General features: G+C 71.4%; 14 protein-coding genes, 1 tRNA gene, 1 other RNA gene and 3 pseudogenes. 5 read left to right on the top strand and 14 right to left on the bottom strand.

The window, feature by feature from the left end:
• Nucleotides 1-53: 53 nt before the first annotated feature.
• Both Ae717Ps2_RS28735 and Ae717Ps2_RS28730 read right to left on the bottom strand, forming a co-directional pair.
• Nucleotides 54-1,693, bottom strand: a pseudogene (locus Ae717Ps2_RS28735) (ABC transporter substrate-binding protein).
• 129 nt (nt 1,694-1,822) lie between these two features.
• Nucleotides 1,823-2,743: a helix-turn-helix transcriptional regulator gene (locus tag Ae717Ps2_RS28730; protein WP_075308876.1), complete on the bottom strand. Its 921-nt coding sequence runs from the start codon at nt 2,741-2,743 to the stop codon at nt 1,823-1,825.
• A gap of 245 nt (nt 2,744-2,988) precedes the next feature.
• Between Ae717Ps2_RS28730 and Ae717Ps2_RS39445 the strand changes: the two genes are divergently transcribed.
• On the top strand, nt 2,989-3,192 hold the full coding sequence (locus Ae717Ps2_RS39445) for a hypothetical protein (RefSeq protein WP_139318855.1): 204 nt from the start codon (nt 2,989-2,991) through the stop codon (nt 3,190-3,192).
• A 43-nt stretch (nt 3,193-3,235) separates the two neighbouring features.
• Here the strand turns inward: Ae717Ps2_RS39445 and Ae717Ps2_RS40570 are convergent.
• The 3 genes and pseudogenes from Ae717Ps2_RS40570 to Ae717Ps2_RS28715 form a co-directional block, all read right to left on the bottom strand.
• A pseudogene (locus Ae717Ps2_RS40570) lies at nt 3,236-3,334 on the bottom strand (hypothetical protein); the annotation flags it as partial.
• 97 nt (nt 3,335-3,431) lie between these two features.
• On the bottom strand, nt 3,432-4,049 hold the full coding sequence (recR, locus tag Ae717Ps2_RS28720; protein ID WP_075334105.1) for a recombination mediator RecR: 618 nt from the start codon (nt 4,047-4,049) through the stop codon (nt 3,432-3,434).
• 1 nt (nt 4,050) lies between these two features.
• The gene (locus tag Ae717Ps2_RS28715; protein ID WP_020624775.1) at nt 4,051-4,365 is read right to left on the bottom strand and encodes a YbaB/EbfC family nucleoid-associated protein; all 315 of its coding nucleotides are present in this window, start codon (nt 4,363-4,365) and stop codon (nt 4,051-4,053) included.
• Between the two features lie 126 nt (nt 4,366-4,491).
• On the opposite strand from Ae717Ps2_RS28715, the gene Ae717Ps2_RS28710 reads away from it, so the two are divergent.
• Complete coding sequence (locus Ae717Ps2_RS28710; RefSeq protein WP_233147706.1) at nt 4,492-5,316, top strand: N-acetylmuramoyl-L-alanine amidase; 825 nt, start codon at nt 4,492-4,494, stop codon at nt 5,314-5,316.
• A 22-nt stretch (nt 5,317-5,338) separates the two neighbouring features.
• Here Ae717Ps2_RS28710 and Ae717Ps2_RS28705 read toward each other — a convergent pair whose 3' ends face one another.
• Both Ae717Ps2_RS28705 and ffs read right to left on the bottom strand, forming a co-directional pair.
• Nucleotides 5,339-7,885 carry a DNA polymerase III subunit gamma and tau gene (locus tag Ae717Ps2_RS28705; protein WP_198932248.1) on the bottom strand — a complete coding sequence of 849 codons (2,547 nt, stop codon included), beginning with the start codon at nt 7,883-7,885 and terminating at the stop codon, nt 5,339-5,341.
• A 51-nt stretch (nt 7,886-7,936) separates the two neighbouring features.
• Nucleotides 7,937-8,031: signal recognition particle sRNA small type (gene ffs / locus Ae717Ps2_RS28700), an RNA gene on the bottom strand.
• An 80-nt stretch (nt 8,032-8,111) separates the two neighbouring features.
• Between ffs and Ae717Ps2_RS28695 the strand changes: the two genes are divergently transcribed.
• Nucleotides 8,112-8,199: transfer RNA gene (locus Ae717Ps2_RS28695), tRNA-Ser, on the top strand.
• A gap of 74 nt (nt 8,200-8,273) precedes the next feature.
• On the opposite strand, the gene Ae717Ps2_RS28690 is transcribed toward Ae717Ps2_RS28695, so the two are convergent.
• The 4 genes and pseudogenes from Ae717Ps2_RS28690 to Ae717Ps2_RS28675 all read right to left on the bottom strand — a co-directional run.
• Nucleotides 8,274-9,500 carry a site-specific integrase gene (locus Ae717Ps2_RS28690; RefSeq protein ID WP_075334104.1) on the bottom strand — a complete coding sequence of 409 codons (1,227 nt, stop codon included), beginning with the start codon at nt 9,498-9,500 and terminating at the stop codon, nt 8,274-8,276.
• Nucleotides 9,497-9,691 (bottom strand): excisionase family DNA-binding protein, encoded by a 195-nt coding sequence (locus Ae717Ps2_RS28685; protein WP_075308882.1) that lies wholly within the window; start codon nt 9,689-9,691, stop codon nt 9,497-9,499. Before Ae717Ps2_RS28685 ends, Ae717Ps2_RS28690 begins: the two co-directional genes overlap by 4 nt.
• Complete coding sequence (locus tag Ae717Ps2_RS28680; RefSeq protein ID WP_075334103.1) at nt 9,688-11,367, bottom strand: replication initiator; 1,680 nt, start codon at nt 11,365-11,367, stop codon at nt 9,688-9,690. The genes Ae717Ps2_RS28685 and Ae717Ps2_RS28680 overlap by 4 nt, the downstream gene beginning before the upstream one ends.
• Nucleotides 11,364-12,431 (bottom strand): annotated as a pseudogene (locus tag Ae717Ps2_RS28675) (FtsK/SpoIIIE domain-containing protein); the annotation flags it as partial. The gene Ae717Ps2_RS28680 and the pseudogene Ae717Ps2_RS28675, both read right to left, overlap by 4 nt.
• 61 nt (nt 12,432-12,492) lie before the next feature.
• Here Ae717Ps2_RS28675 and Ae717Ps2_RS38540 point away from each other — a divergent pair.
• Both Ae717Ps2_RS38540 and Ae717Ps2_RS28665 read left to right on the top strand, forming a co-directional pair.
• Nucleotides 12,493-12,780, top strand: coding sequence for a transposase (locus Ae717Ps2_RS38540; protein ID WP_075333031.1), 288 nt, complete (start codon nt 12,493-12,495; stop codon nt 12,778-12,780).
• Nucleotides 12,777-13,661 carry an IS3 family transposase gene (locus Ae717Ps2_RS28665; RefSeq protein ID WP_075333032.1) on the top strand — a complete coding sequence of 295 codons (885 nt, stop codon included), beginning with the start codon at nt 12,777-12,779 and terminating at the stop codon, nt 13,659-13,661. Before Ae717Ps2_RS38540 ends, Ae717Ps2_RS28665 begins: the two co-directional genes overlap by 4 nt.
• Before the next feature lie 7 nt (nt 13,662-13,668).
• On the opposite strand, the gene Ae717Ps2_RS28660 is transcribed toward Ae717Ps2_RS28665, so the two are convergent.
• The 3 genes from Ae717Ps2_RS28660 to Ae717Ps2_RS28650 form a co-directional block, all read right to left on the bottom strand.
• Nucleotides 13,669-14,241 (bottom strand): hypothetical protein, encoded by a 573-nt coding sequence (locus tag Ae717Ps2_RS28660; protein WP_075334102.1) that lies wholly within the window; start codon nt 14,239-14,241, stop codon nt 13,669-13,671.
• Nucleotides 14,242-14,428: 187 nt separating this feature from the next.
• The gene (locus Ae717Ps2_RS28655) at nt 14,429-14,779 is read right to left on the bottom strand and encodes a WhiB family transcriptional regulator (RefSeq protein ID WP_083702444.1); all 351 of its coding nucleotides are present in this window, start codon (nt 14,777-14,779) and stop codon (nt 14,429-14,431) included.
• Between the two features lie 113 nt (nt 14,780-14,892).
• Nucleotides 14,893-15,315, bottom strand: a complete 423-nt coding sequence (locus Ae717Ps2_RS28650; protein ID WP_075333751.1) for a plasmid replication, integration and excision activator — start codon at nt 15,313-15,315, stop codon at nt 14,893-14,895.
• Nucleotides 15,316-15,424 lie beyond the last annotated feature (109 nt).

Raw genomic sequence — 15,424 nt, 5'->3', positions numbered from 1 at the left:
AGGCGGGACACGCGGCCGGGCGCCGCGGGGTCTCCGCGGCGCCCGGGGCACGGTCAGTTCTTGCTGACGGAGACGAAGCGCTCGTCGGTCAGCGGCGACGGGACGAGGCCCTGCACGTTCGGTCCGACGACGATCGCCGGTCCGGTGGTCAGGATCGGCACGGCCGGCAGGTACTTGGCCATGATGTCCTTGTTGGCCTGCTGGTACGCCGCGGCGTGGCCGGCCGGGTCCGGGATGGCGTCGGCCTTGGCCAGCTCGGCGAACATCGCCGGGTCCTGCGGCCCGAACTCGGCCTTCTCCCGGCCGAAGAACGTGCCGACGAAGTTGCCGGCGTCGTTGTAGTCGCCGGTCCAGCCGAGCAGGTGCAGGTCGTGCTTGCCGGCCTTCTGGACGTCGTCCTTGTAGCCGCCGTTCCACGGCCGCGCGACCGGGTTGACCGTGATGCCGACGGCCTTCAGGTTCGCCGACATCGCCGAGAACAGGTCCGCCGGGTTCGGCATGTAGGGCCGGGTGATCTCGGTCGGGTAGTAGAAGTTCAGCGTCAGGTTCTGCGCGCCGGCCTCCGCGAGCAGCTGCTTGGCCTTCTCCGGGTCGTACGGGTACTCGGTGACGTCGTCGGCGTAGCCCGCGACGGTCGGCGGCACGAACTCCTTCGCGACCGCGGAACCCTCCGGCATCTTCGTGCGGACCAGCGACTCGCGGTCGATCGCGTAGGCGAGCGCCTGACGGACCCGAAGGTCCTTGAGCTTGGGGTTGTTCTTCGTGTTGATGCCCATGTAGAGCAGCGAGAACGGCTGGCGGATCAGCACCTGGTCGCCCTGGTCCTTCAGGGTCTGGTAGTCCGCGGGCGACGGGTAGTCGTAGCCGTCGATGGTGCCGGCGGCCAGCTCCTGCTTGCGGGCGTTCTCGTCCGGGATGATCTTGAAGATGAGCCGGTCGAGCTTGGCCTTCTCACCCCAGTACTGGTCGTTGCGGACCAGGGTGATCGTGTTGTTCGCCTTGTCGAAACTCTCGAACTTGAACGGGCCGGTGCCCGTCGGGTGCTCGTTCGCGTAGGCGGGGTAGGTGAAGGAGTCACCGCTCTGGGTGACGGCGTCGGCGTCGTACTGCTTGAGCGCCGTCGGGCTGGAGATCGAGAACGACGGGAGGGCGAAGGCGGCCGGGAACGCGCCCTTGAACTTGTTCAGCGCCAGGACGGCGGTGTTCGGGCTCTGCGCCGTGCAGGACTTGTAGAGCGGTGCGCCCGAGGCGTCACCCTCGTTCTTGGCGAAGCCCCCGAAGACATCGCCGTAGTAGATCATCTGGCTCTGGGCCGCGGCTCCCTTCATCTGGAACCAGCGGTCGAAGTTCGCGCAGACCGCGGTCGCGTCGAACGGCGTGCCGTCGTGGAACGTGACGCCCTCGCGGAGGGTGAACGTCCAGGTCTTGCCGTCCGGAGTGGACTTCCACTCGGTGGCCAGGCCGGGCGCGAGCTCGGTGGTCCCGGGCTTGTGGGTGATCAGCGTGTCGAACATCTGCCGCGCCGGGCGGAAGCTCTCGCCGTCGTCGTTGAAGATCGGGTCGAAGTTCTTCGGCGCGCCGGCGGCGCGCCGAAGACGAAGGTCCCTCCTGCGGCGTCGCCGCCCGCTCCGCGCTCCGAGCTCGCGCAGGCGGTCATGCCCACTGCGAGCACGCCCGCCATGACCGCCGTCATCCACCGTCTGCGCATTCCGGTCCCCTCGTCAGCAGAGGCGTCCACCCGATGTGTGCGTGAGGACACCTGATGACGGGGAAACCTATAGCGGTCCGTTACCAACCGGTAGTCCCTTGCGTCACGATAGCGCTACGAACTGGTACGCACGTCCCGTTCGCTCGACGCCTCGACGGCGGCGGCCCGGTGCGCGTCCCGGTGGTTCGCGACCGCGGCCCGCGAGGCGTCCTCGTCGAGCGCGGCGGCCCGGACCTCGTCGAAGACCTCACGGTAGGTGCGCAGGTCGGCGGGCGACTCCAGGAACGACTCCCCCGCGTGCCCCTCGGTGTGGACGACGTCGGGCCCGAGTGCGTCGGGGACGGTCAGGATCGCGAATCGGCCGGCGTGCGCACGCTGCGGCCCGGCGCCGAACGGGAGTACACGCAGCGTCACGTCGGGCAGCTCCGACAGCGTGAGCAGCCGGTCGAGCTGCTCGGCCATCACCGCGGGACCGCCGGTCGCGCGGACGAGCACGGCCTCGTCGACGACCACGTCGAGCACCAGCGGCGGTGTCGCGGTGAGCGCCTCGTGGCGACGACCGCGCAGCCGCACGAGCTGGTCGATCTCCCAGTCCGGGCGACCCGGGAGCCGGGCGCGCAGCGCGGCGTGGGCGTAGGCGGGCGTCTGGAGCAGCCCGTGCAGCACGGTCAGGTCGAACGCGGCGACGGCGGTCGCGTCGGTCTCGGCGGCCGCGTACCGACCCGGCGACGGCAGGAAGTGCGGGTCGGTGCGCAGGCCCTCGGTGAACGGCTCCCACCAGCCACGGGTACGGCTCTCGGTGACCAGCCGTTCAAGCATCTCCGCCTCGACCCCGGCGACCCCGCCGTAGACCTCGACCAGCGCGGCGACGTCGGCCGGGCGCGGCACCCCCTTGCCGTTCTCCAGCCTGCTGATCTTCGACGCCGAGCAGCCCACCCCGGCCGCGGCGTCCTCCAGCTTCAGCCCGGCGTTGACGCGCAGCCGGCGCAGCTCGGCACCCAGCCGTCGTCGTGCGCCGGTCGGCTCCTGCTCCACCCCGCACTCCTCCCCGGTCCTGCCGTGCAATCTACAGCTCCGTGCAATTCCCTGAGTCTGCAATTGCACGGGAGCGCTCCATCGGGCATGCTGACATCACCCGGACGTGACGGCAGCCACACCGACCGTGGCGGACGGGGACCACGGACCGACCGCGACACACGAAGGGAGATGGACATGATCCGCAGGACGCAGGTGCCGCACGCAGGCACGTACCACCGCGCCCGTACCGGGCGGTGGTCGCCGTGATCGCGCTGGTGGCGGTGGCCCTGGCCGGGCTGGCCACGCTGGTCCTCTCGGCGATCGTGATCGGGGTGACCGACCGGCGCCAGAGCGAGGCGTGGCGTCGGATCGCCGAGCAGCGCCGCCGGGAGTGGGAGCGCAGGCAGCGCCAGCTCCACGGCCGGTCGCACCACGTGGACGCGTGGGGCGACGAGGACACCGACTGAGGCTTGCCGAAGGAGCATCAGCCCCGCTGAGGCTCGCCGAAGGAGCATCAGCCCCGCTGAGGCTCGCCGAAGGAGCATCAGCCCCGCTGAGGCTCGCCGAAGGAGCATCAGCCCCACTGGGGCTCCGCAGTCGGGATCTCACCAGGAAGGAGGCGCAGCGGCGGGGGGTTGCTGCGCCGGGTGGCCGGTCACGACCGGGGCGTCGCGCCCGGTACGGACCGGCCGTTCCGTGTCCGGGCCTACAGGGCCCGTCGGCCGGCGAGCGCGCGGCCGAGCGTCATCTCGTCGGCGAACTCCAGGTCGCCACCCATCGGCAGGCCGGACGCGAGTCGCGTGACGCTCAGACCGGGGAAGTCGCGCAGCAGCCGCACCAGGTAGGTCGCGGTGGCCTCACCCTCGGTGTTGGGGTCGGTCGCGATGATGACCTCGGAGATCTCGGTCTCGTCGGTCGCCGGACCGGTGCCGCCGAGGCGGGCGAGCAGCTCACGGATCCGCAGACTGTCCGGGCCGATCCCGGCCAGCGGGTCGAGCGCACCGCCGAGCACGTGGTAGCGGCCCTTGAACTCCCGGGTCCGCTCGACGGCCAGGACGTCCTTGGGCTCCTCGACCACGCACACCAGCGTCGGGTCGCGCCGTGCGTCGGAGCAGTAGCGGCAGCGGGTGTCCGACGCGACGTTGCCGCACACGTCGCAGAACGCGACGCCCTGCTTGACCGTCTGCAGGACCTCCTGGAGCCGGTTGATGTCGGCCGGGTCCGCGGCGAGCAGGTGGAACGCGATGCGCTGGGCGCTCTTCGGACCGACCCCGGGCAGGCGTCTCAGCTCGTCGATCAGGTCCTGGACCGGTCCTTCGAACACCTCAGGCGCCCGGGAGGCCCAGGCCGCCCATGTCGAGGCCTCCGGCGAGCGGGCCCATCTTCTCCTGCTGCAGCTCCTGCGCACGGCGGACCGCGTCGGCGAGCGCGCCAGCGACGAGGTCCTGCAGGGTCTCGACGTCGTCGGGGTCGACGACCTTCGGATCGATCCGCACCGAGCGCGGCTCCAGACCCGCGGTGACGGTGACCTCGACGAGCCCGTTCCCGGCCTGGCCGGTGACCTCGGCGGTCGCGAGCTCGGCCTGCGCCTGCTGGAGCTGCTGCTGCATCTTCTGGGCCTGCTGCAGGATCATCTGCATGTCGGGCTGACCGGGTTGCACGCGTACCCCTCGCTGTCGGGTCCGGCTCGCGCGATCGGGGGCTTCCCCGGCGCAACCGGCGCGGACGTGTCGTTCTCCAGGGTAGACGTGTCAGGCTGACCGACCGTGCGCGCCCTGATCCGTTCCGCCACGGCCGTCCTCCCGCTCGTCGTCGCATTGGTGTGCGCCGGCTGCGGTGCGCCGGCGCCGGTCCCGCCTCCCGTCGACGCGGCCCCGCGACCGGCCGCGACGACCCGTTCGCTGCCGACCACGCCGGCACCGCCGCCCACCACGCCGGCACCGGTCCCCCGCCCGGTCGTGCTGCTCGACCCCGGTCACAACGGCGGCAACGCCGCGAACAAGGCCGCGGTGAACCGGCCGGTCCCCGACGGGCGCGGCGGGACCAAACCGTGCAACACGACCGGCACCTCCACGAACGCCGGCTACGCCGAGCACGCCTTCACCTGGGACCTGGCCGGGCGCGTGCGGTCCCGGCTGGAGGCCGCCGGTGTGCGGGTGGTCCTCACCCGTTCCGACGACGTCGGCGTCGGCCCGTGTGTCGACGCCCGTGGGGCGGCGGGCGGCCGGGCCGGCGCGGCGCTGGCCGTGTCGCTGCACGCGGACGGCGCGGCGGCCTCGGCCCACGGGTTCCACGTCGCCTACGCCGAGCCCGCCGTGCACGGGACGGGACCGGCGTCGCTGCGCCTGGCCACCGGGCTGCGGGACGCGCTGCGCTCGGCCGGGTTCGCCCCGGCCGGCTACATCGGCCGCGACGGGCTCGACGGCCGCCCGGACCTGGCCGGCCTGAACTCCTCGACAGTCCCGACGGCGCTGGTGGAGGCGGGCAACATGCGCAACGCCGGCGACGCCGCCGTGCTGACCGACCCGGCCGGGCGGGACCGGATCGCGGCGGCGGTGGCCGAGGCGGTGCTGGCACAGCTGCGCCGCTGACCGCGCTCCGTCCGGGCCGGGGTCAGCGTGGGTCGAGTTTGCGTGCTCCCAGGTGCGAGGTGAGGATCTCCAGCGCGGCGGCCTCGGGGTCGCGACGGGCGCCCGGCGACGCCGCCTCGGCCGCGGCCTCGGCGAGCATGTCCTCCTCCTCGGCGGCCTGGTTCCGCACCGGGGCCGGTCGTGCGCCCGGACCGTCGCCCCCCTGCGGTCCGGCATCACGAGGGTCCGGCGGTGCATCCTCCGGCGGCGGTTCCGGCGGCAGCGGGACGTCGGAGTCCCCCGCAGGTCGGCGAGCGGGGCGCCCGCCCTGCTCACGCTGCGGTGCGTCACGCTGCGAGGGACGTTGCGGTACCGCCCGCTGGGCGCGGTCCGGTGCGGCGGCGCGACGCGCGGTCGCGGCCTCCCCGGTGTCGCAGTGGACCCGCCACTGGACCCCGAGGACGGCGCGCAGGGCGTCGGCGATCACGTCGGTGTTGCGTGCCTCGGACAGTCGCCGGGCCAGCGGCGGAGCGCCGATCGCGAGGACCAGGGTGTCGCCGTCGACCGCCCGGACGGTGGCGTTGACCAGCAGTGCCTCCGTGCTGCGGCTGCGCTGACGGACGGCGGCGAGGATCTCCGGCCAGACCCGGCGGACCGCGGTCGCGTCCAGCGACGACGCCGACGACACCGGCTGCGCCGACTCCGGCGGCACGGCGTCGGGGGGCGCGCCGTCGCGGGGCGGAGCGGGGCTCCGGGACGGAGCCGCCTGCGCTGCCGGTTCCTCGATGTCTTCGGCACCAGCGCCGCCCGGGCCGGGATCGTCCGCCCGCCGGGCGCCGTCACCGGGGCCGTCGGCCTGCCGGGCGGGCTCGCCGTCCGTGTGCCCGGTACCGGTGGCGGGAGCGTCCGCTGCGGGGCCGTCCGCCGGGACCGGGCCGTCGCCCGCCCCGGGGGCGACAGGGTCGGACTCGGCAGGCGCCGACACGGCGGGGACGGACGCGTCGGGGACGGAGTCGTCGGGCACAGGGACATCAGGCACAGGGACATCAGGCACAGGGGCATCGGGGACGGAGGCCGGAGCGCGTTCCGCGGAACGCGGGTCGGCCTCGGCCCGGTCTCCGGAGCGTGCCGGTGCGGCCGGACCGGCGGCCGGCGTGGCCGCGGAGCCGTCCTCGTCGTCGCGTTCCGCGGAACGCGGCACGTCCGCAGCCCTGGTCACCGCGGGCCGCGGTGCCGGCTCGTCCGGTCGCGCCGGCGCCGGGGCGGGCACGGCGGCCGGGGCCCCGGCGTCGCGTTCCGCGGAACGCGCCGGCGCGCCGCCGCCCGCACCCGGGGCGGCGCCGTCGGAGGTGGGCGCCGGCGGGCGCTCGCTGGGCCGCACGAACCGCTTGGCGGCGCCGTCGTCGGACGGGCCGGCGGGGTCGGGGGCGATCGCGTTGCGCCGCTCGATGCGCTCCAGGCGTTCGAGCAGGCCGCCGTCGGAGGTCGTGGCCGCGGGGAGCAGCATCCGGGCGACCAGCAGTTCCAGCAGCAGCCGCGGCGCGGTGGCCCCGCGCATCTCGATCAGGCCCTGGTGCAGGATCTCGCCGTAGCGGGTCAGGGTCGCCGGACCGAGCCGGGCGGCCTGGTCCGCCATCCGGGCCAGCTCGTCCTCGGCGCCGTCGACCAGGCCCTGCTCCGCGGCGTCCGGCACGGCCTGCACGAGCATCAGGTCACGGAAGCGCTGCAGCAGGTCCGAGGCGAAACGCCGCGGGTCGTGCCCGGCCTCGACGAGCCGGTCGACCGCGCCGTAGACGGCGGCGCCGTCGGCCGCGGCGAGCGCGTCGACGGTGTCGTCGATCAGGCCGGAGTCGGTCACCCCGAGCAACGCGACCGCGCGCTCGTAGGTGACGCCCTGCGGCCCGGCGCCGGCGAGCAGCTGGTCCAGCACCGACAGCGTGTCCCGGGCCGAACCACCCCCGGCCCGGATGACCAGCGGGAACACCGGCGGCGCGACGGTCACCTGCTCCTCGCCGCAGATCTTCTCCAGCAGCGAGCGCATCGTCCCGGGCGGGATCAGCCGGAACGGGTAGTGGTGGGTCCGCGACCGGATCGTCGGGAGCACCTTCTCCGGCTCCGTCGTCGCGAACACGAAGACCAGGTGCTCCGGGGGCTCTTCGACGATCTTGAGCAACGCGTTGAAGCCCTGGGTGGTGACCATGTGCGCCTCGTCGACGACGAACACGCGGTAGCGCGACTCGGCCGGCGCGTAGAACGCCCGGTCACGCAGCTCGCGCGCGTCCTCCACACCACCGTGGGACGCCGCGTCGAGCTCGACGACGTCGATGCTGCCCGATCCCTCGGGGGCGAGCGCGATGCACGAGTTGCAGACGCCGCACGGGTCCGGGGTCGGCCCCTGCTCGCAGTTCAGCGACCGCGCCAGGATGCGGGCCGAGGACGTCTTGCCACAGCCCCGCGGCCCCGAGAACAGGTACGCGTGGTTGATCCGCCCCGCGGTGAGGGCGGTGGCCAGGGGCTCGGTGACGTGCTCCTGCCCCACGACGTCGGCCAGCTTGGCCGGGCGGTACTTGCGGTACAGAGCCAGAGCCACGAGGGGAAGGCTACCCAGGGGGTCCGACACTTCGGGGACCCGCTCGGAGACAGAAGGGGACCCCGCGCACCCGCCAGAGCCTGTTGACCCTTGCTGCCTTCCGGCCCTGGGGGAGTTCACAGGATGGACGCCGCACGGGGTCCGCGGACAGTGTGCCACGGACGGCGCCGTCGGGCGACGAGGGGGCCGCGTCGGATCGCCGAGGGCGTCGCGTAACCTTCTTCGCGGAGGATTCGCCTAGTGGCCTAGGGCGCACGCTTGGAAAGCGTGTTGGGAGCAATCCCTCACGGGTTCAAATCCCGTATCCTCCGCCAGCCTGAACAGGCAGAACGCCGGGCGGCTCCCACGCGGAGCCCCCGGCGTTCGGCGTTCAGTCTCATTTCCAGTCTCACTTGTCATCCGGTCGGCCCCAGATCAGACCACCCACACGCTGGGCGACGTCGGTGCGCACGACCCCGGTGACGTGCTGGTAGCGGGCCGCCATCGCGGTCGTCGACCAGCCCATCAGTCCCATGACCGCGCGCTCCGGGACGCCGAGGATCAGCAGCACCGTCGCGGCGGTGTGGCGGGCGTCGTGCAGTCGTCCGTCACGGACCCCGGCGTCGCACAGGAGCTTCTTCCAGTGGTGGTAGTCGGTGTTCGGGTTGAGCGGTTCACCGCGCTCATCGGTGAAGACGTAGCCGGAGTCCCGCCAGAGCTGCGCAGCCGTGTCTCGCTCACAGTCCTGCTCCTCGCGGTGGGACTTCAGGAGCGCGACCAGCTCGTCGGGGAGGCCGATGGCTCGGCGTCCGGCGCGCGACTTCGTCTCGTCGGTCTCCGGCCGGTCCGCGACCCGGTTCGGGCAGTAGCCGGCCTTCTTGCCGCACGAGCCGCCGCAGCCGTGCCGGTAGCGAGGACGTAGTCGCCCCCGGCGGACGAGGAGCGTCCCGGTGTCCAGATCGACGTCGGTCCAGCGCAGCCCCAGGACCTCCCCCTGACGGAGCCCGAGCGCGAGGGCGATGGCCCAGCGGGCGTGGTTCCGCCCCTCGGCGGCGGTGGTAAGCAGCCGTCGGACCTCGTCGACCGAGTACGGCTCCACCTCCGACTCGCTGACCCGGGGCGCCTTCGCGAGCGCGGCCGGGTTCCTGGTGATCCGTCCGCGTCGTTCGGCCTCACCAAGTGCGGTCCGGAGGGTGCGGTGCGCCTGGTGGGCGGTACCGGGCGAGCCGCCGTTGCGGATCATCCGCGCGTAGAGCTTCTCCAGGTGCTCGGGCTGCAGCCGGTCGAGCCGGTGGGCGCCGATCCCAGGGATCAGGTGCGTGCGGATCGCGACCCGGTACCCGGCGAGCGTGTTCTCCCGGACCACGGCGGCGGCGATGTTCTCCACCCAGTGCTCCAACCACTCCCCCACCGTGCCGACCCGGCCAAGCGCCTGGACGGTTGCCGAATCGCGGTCGCGTTCGAGCTTGCGGACCGCGCGGATGGCGTCCGCCTTGGACTTCCGCATGACGTGACGGCGGTCTGACTTGCCGTCGTCACGAACCCCGACGGTGACCCGACCGTGCCAGTAGCCGTCCTTGCCCTCGTAGACGCTCGACGTGCCGTTCGGCTGTCGGGTGCGCTTCTTCTCCGTCACGCGACACGCCCCCGCAGTCCCTCGACATAGACGACCAGGGCGTCGCGCGGGATGCGCCGGAGCCGCCCGATCCGGACCGACTCGACCTCCCCGGCAGCGACCAAGGCGTACATGAGCGTCCGGCCGATGCCCAGCAGTTCGGCGGCCTCCTCGACGGTCAGCACGATCCGAGCCTCGCTGATCTTCGTCATGCCGCTGCTCCCTCGGTTGCCGAACGGTCGTCGGGTGGTGCGTCGGGTGGTGCGTCGGTGGTGGCCAGGACGGCGGCGTCGTAGTCGGCGCGCCATCGGGAGCGTTGGTTGATCGCATGGAGCAGCAGCACGGTGCGGGGTGGCACGTCCGAGTCCCCGGGCTTGGTGGCCTCCCAGGTGAACGGGCCGTCATCGATCGGGTAGGCGGGTTTCATTCCGGCCTGGTCGAGGAGTTGCCGAACGAACGCCGTCCGTTCCGCGCGGTGGTCGGACAGGGACTTGTTGGACCATTTTCGGGAGACGAGGACGCGGCGTCCGGCGATGCCGAGGTGTTCGGGCTTGTGCGCTTTGCCCGTGCAATGCCCGGGTGTCGTTCCGGGTCGGGCGCCCTTGGGTTCGATCCCGTAGAGCAGCCAGATCGGGCAGCGCGGCGAGCACGGCGTGATCGCGAGTTCGGCGGCCAGGCGGCGGGCGTGCTCGCGCTGCCGTGACGTGGCGGTGTCGTCGAGGCCGGCGGCCTGCCCGACGCTCTTGGTGAGATACTTGGTCAGGTAACCGATGTGCCGTCCGGCTTCTTCGGTGCCGCCGAGGATTCCCTTGACGTGGACCTGCGGCCCGAACACCACCGTGTGCGCCGGAGCCGCGAGGGCGTCGGGGTCGGTCGCCTCGTCCCAGGTGGGCAGCGGCTCGCGGGTGTCCGGGTCGACGAACGCCTTGTGGTGGTGGTCCCAGCGGGGGAGCCGGTCCCCGCTGTAGACGAGTTCGTCGTGGGCGGGCCACCAGACCTGGTGGTAGGTCGCGGCGGTGATCGCTCGGAGTTCGGAGCGGGGGATGGTGCCGCGGATGGCGGCGTGGAAGTGGGGTGCTCCGCGTTTCTGGGGTTCGACGGTGCCGAAGTACTGCACGTCCCAACCCACACAGCGCCGCGTGTTCTGCCAGAACCGGTCCAGCAGCTTCGGGAAGTGGATCGCATCCCGCGCCGCCCGGCGGTAGTCGTAGGTGTCGGGGTCGAGGGCGGCGCCGTGGCCGTCGACGCGGCCGTAGGTGTCGAGGGTGAGGGTGAGGAACGTGGAGGGCCGGTACTTCCCGCCGAACACCCGGCCCACGGTGCGGTCCTCCACCGGGCGGCGCGGGAGGTTGGGTGCGTCCTGGCGTCGGCGGGTGGAGCGGCGCACGGTCTGGGGTGTCGGGTCGAGAGGGGCGAGGCGGCCCCGGACACCGAGAGCGCGGAGTTCGGTGTCGATGTCCTCGACGATCTCGCGGATCTCAGCGCACTCGGCTTCGGCACCTGCGCCGAGACAGTCGGTGTAGGCGGCGTGGAAGTCCGCGCGGGCGGCCATCAACTCTTTCTGCGCGTCGGTCGGGTCAGCCGGTTTCACGATGGGTTCGTTGTCGAGGTGCCAGCCTTCGCGGCACTGGACCATGCGTAGCCGTCGGGCTTTGTCCGCGCACGGTCCACACTGGTCTTCCCGGGTCGAACCACACGGCACCGGGACGACCTCGACCCGGCCGCTGGACTGGTCGATCCGCCGCATCGCCAGAGGACGGACACACACCCCGTGGTCTGCGGCGAGCTGGACCGCGACATCGTCGGACAGAGCGAGCATCGCCTTCTGCGCCCGGCTGAGCGTGTCCTGATCGACCGGCTCCCGGCCCGCTGTGTCGGTGGGGGTCATGCGGCGTCTCCGATCTTGCGGCGGGCATCGGGCAGGGTGTCGGTGGGCGCGGGCAGGGTGAGTACCGGTGCCGCCATATCTGCGGGCGGGGCAGTGCGGGTGACGAACGTTTCGAGGTCTTTCACCGCGCCGTCGGACACCCACCCGGCCCGGACACGCAGGGGTTCACGGATGCCGTCGCCGAACAGATAACCCACGCCGGGTTCGTCTTCACCGATCCGGTTCGCCCACGCACCACGGTCGTAGGCCTGATCCCCCAGCACCATCGACACGTGGGACTTCGACGCCACGCGCAGGCAGATCCGGCGGGGGAACAACTCCCGCACCGGGACGGTGTCCTTCGTCGGTTCCTGCACATACCCGCGCACCGTGAACCCCAGAGCGCGGCCCTGGGTCGTCAACAGGGCGACGCGGTCGGTGATCGCCTCGCGGGTCTTGCGGTCCCCGCCGTAACGCAGCAGCGCACCGATCTCGTCGAACTCTACAATCTCCAACGGCGTCTCCGTCGTGATCGGGACCAGGCGGGTCGCACCGGCGTAGGCGCGTTTACGGGCTTCCATCTGCTCGACGAGGTCATCGAGCAGGGCGAGTGCGTCTTTCGAGGTGACCGCGTAGCGGTGGAACACCCCGCGTCCGTAGGCCAGCTCCATCCCCTTGGGGTCGATCCCGTTGACCCGCACCAGACCGTCACGGATCGCGGGGGCGACCGAGACCAGCGGCGCCCACATCAACGACCCCTTCCCCGCCCCCGTAGCCCCCGCAACCAGGGTGTGACCGCCGATCAACGACTGCCACCAATCCGTGCCGTACTCGGTGCGCCCCGACCAGACCTTCCCCAGATCAACCGCAGCCCCGTCGATCCCGGACAGCGTCTCGACCCCTGGCGAACGAACCAGGACATCGAGGAGGTTGCGGCGTTGGAAATCGATCGACACCACATTCGGGGCGACCTCCCGGACCTGGCAGCGGCGCACACCCCGGGCCACCGCCAGAGCGCGGGTCGCGGTGTCGAACTCTTCGGGGGTCTGCCCCGCCACCAGCCGAACCCGGACCTCGTCCCTGGACCGTTCCCGATCTTGTAGACACCGGTCGTAGACTGCCGCTGATCGCAGCGGAGGGGATCGCGTGGCGACACGCCGCCATTTCACCCAGGAGTATAAGGACCAGGCCGTCAGTCTTGTCCTCGATTCCGGCCGAACAATCGCCGAGGTAGCGAAGAGTATCGGCGTCCACGAGATGACGTTAGGCAAGTGGGTGAAGAAAGCACGCGAATCCGGGCAGGTCCCGGACACGGACCTGTCCGAACCGGAGCGGGCCGAGCTGGAACGGCTCCGCAAGGAGAACACGACCCTGCGAATGGAGCGGGACTTCGCAAAAAAAGTAGCGACCTGGTTCGCGAAAGAACAGCCGTGAAATACGCGGCGATCGCGGACTGGGCAACCGAGGGCGAGTATCCGGTCACGTTCATGTGCGCCCAGCTCGGCGTGGCCCGACAGGGCTACTACCGGTGGCTCAAGACCGGACCCAGCCAGCGGGAACGCACCGACGCCGAGCTCACCGACACGATCCGAGAGATCCACCACGACCTGCGCGGTGACCCCGGCGTGCGCCGGGTGTGGGCCGAGCTGGTCGCTCGCGGCCACCGGACCGCCCGCAAGCGGGTCTGGCGGCTCATGCGCGCCGCCGGCCTGCAAGGCCGCCACCCTCACACCTGGCGCAAGACGACCGTCGCAGGTCTACGCCCGATCGACGCCCCGGACCTGATCGGGCGTGACTTCACCGCCGAGGCTCCCGACACCCGCTGGTGCGGCGACATCACCTACATCCAGACGGTCGACGGCTGGGCCTACCTCGCCACCGTGATCGACCTGCACTCCCGCAAGGTCGTCGGCTACGCCGTGGCCGACCACCTGCGCACCAACCTGATCATCGAGGCCCTCGCCGCCGCCCTGCTCACCCGCCGCCCACCAGCCGGAGTGATCATGCACAGCGACCGCGGGACGCAATACACGAGCCGGGAGTTCACCGACTTCTGCGCCGCCAACAATGTGGCCCGATCGATGGGCCGACGCGCCACCTGCTTCGACAACGCCGTCGCCGAGTCGTTCTTCGCCAGCTACAAGAAAGAACTCATCCACACCCGGCCATGGAACGACGTCACCGAGGTCCGACAGCAGACATTCGCGTGGATCGAGAGCTACTACAACCGTCGCAGACGGCACTCCACCCTCGGATACTTGACACCCACCGAATACGAGCTAGGATTCAGGAAAATAACCGACTTGGCAGCCTAAACCGGCGTCAAAGAAATCGGGAACACTCCACCCACGACGGCCCCGACCGGACCCCCACGATCCGAGGGAGCTGATCGGCCACCGGCCGCGACCGCGACACCACCGGGGTCCGACGCAACGGATTCACCTGCGCCACCGCCGGCCCCACCCGGTCAGGGACCGTGAGGTTGCACGAACGCAGCCAGCGGGGCATCCGAGGGGCATAGACCGTCCAGCGCAGCCACCACGCCCGCAACCGTCGCCCGGCCCCGCGGTCGAACGACACCACCGAGACCCACCACCACACCGACAACACCAGCACCGCCGCAACAACAGTGCCCAGCAGCGACGGCCAGCCCCACAGCCAGCACCACCCGACGACCCCGACCGTCGTGATCGTGGTACGCCAATGCCGGACCACCCACACCGCGACGATCACCGTGGCCTTGCCCACCAGCCACACGGTGACGAACACGACCGCGATCGTCGCCACCCCCTCAGCGATCCGACCGAAGAACTGCCCCAACCAGTGCAGACCAGCCAGCGCCACCAGCGCCACCAACCCGGCCAGGACCAGAGCACCCGCCGTCGTCGTTGTCATCGCCGGTCCCCGTCCCACCCCGGGGAACGACGCGGCCCACACACCACCGGCGCCGGGACCAACGCGAGCTGCCCGCGATGATCACCACACCGCCGCGGCGCCGACGCCACTTCATCCAGCGGGGTCAGACACACCTCACACCACACCGCACGCTCCCCGCCATCGATGTCCGTGGTCGCGTTGGGGCTCATGCCGCAGCCCTCCCCGACATCGAGGTGACAGCGGCAGCCTCGCGGCGGGAGGCGACACGTGCGGTGCGATGCAGACGATCCCGCTCCGCCGGAGTCGTGGCACCAACCACACCGAAACGGCGGGCCGGGTCCTCCACCAGCAACGCCTCCACCAGACAGATCCCACGAACCCGGCAGCGACGGCACACCGCCAACGCAGACTCGGCAGCCCCCGGACGATCATCGACGGGGAAGAACAACCCCGTGTCCATCCCCCGACACGCCGCCCCAGCAACCCAGCTGCGTTCGCCAGCACCGGTCACACCCCCGAGCCGAACGGCAGGGGATGGAGAAAACTCAACGTTCATCTATGCTCGGTGTCCTTCCGAGTCGATCGAGTGCCTGCTACGGCCACAACATGAGACGAGGAAGACCTCGTGGAGGAGCCCGCCACTAACGGGCTCCTCCACACCACACCCGGTCAGGCCGCGTCCTGGTTCTTGCCCGCCTGCCCACGCTGCGGACCAGGGGAGCGCATCCCCGCCGCGCGGAAGCTGTAGGCCACACGCGGACGACCACCCGACTCCTGCACATACGGAGTCACCGTCAGGCCGTCGAACTCCACCGGCCGGAACGGCAACCCCCCAGCCGCCTCCGGCGGCACCGGCTGATGCGCCGCCGCGATCTTCACCACCACCGTCTTCTCCGACCGCCGCGCCTCCGGATCAGCATCCAGCACCGACACAGACCACACCGGCAACCCCGACTCCCGATCCACCTGCTGCACCGGACGCCCCGGCGAAGACTTGTCGAAGTCCCGCACCGCCTCCACCTCCGACACAACGAACGCGCCGCGCGGGAACACATCACCCATCGCCACCACAAACCTGTTACTCCGTGCCATGTCGGGCTCCCTCGTCAGGATGACAGGCATCTCCCGTCACCAGGCACACGGTACCGACACTAATAGTGCGAGTCAACACCTTAAGTGCGGGTCGCTGTCGGGGTTTGGG

The sequence above is a fragment of the Pseudonocardia sp. Ae717_Ps2 genome, assembly GCF_001932475.1.
Taxonomy (GTDB): Bacteria; Actinomycetota; Actinomycetes; order Mycobacteriales; family Pseudonocardiaceae; genus Pseudonocardia.
Note: the sequence above shows the minus strand (reverse complement) of the source record. Positions and strands in the feature narration are given on the sequence as shown.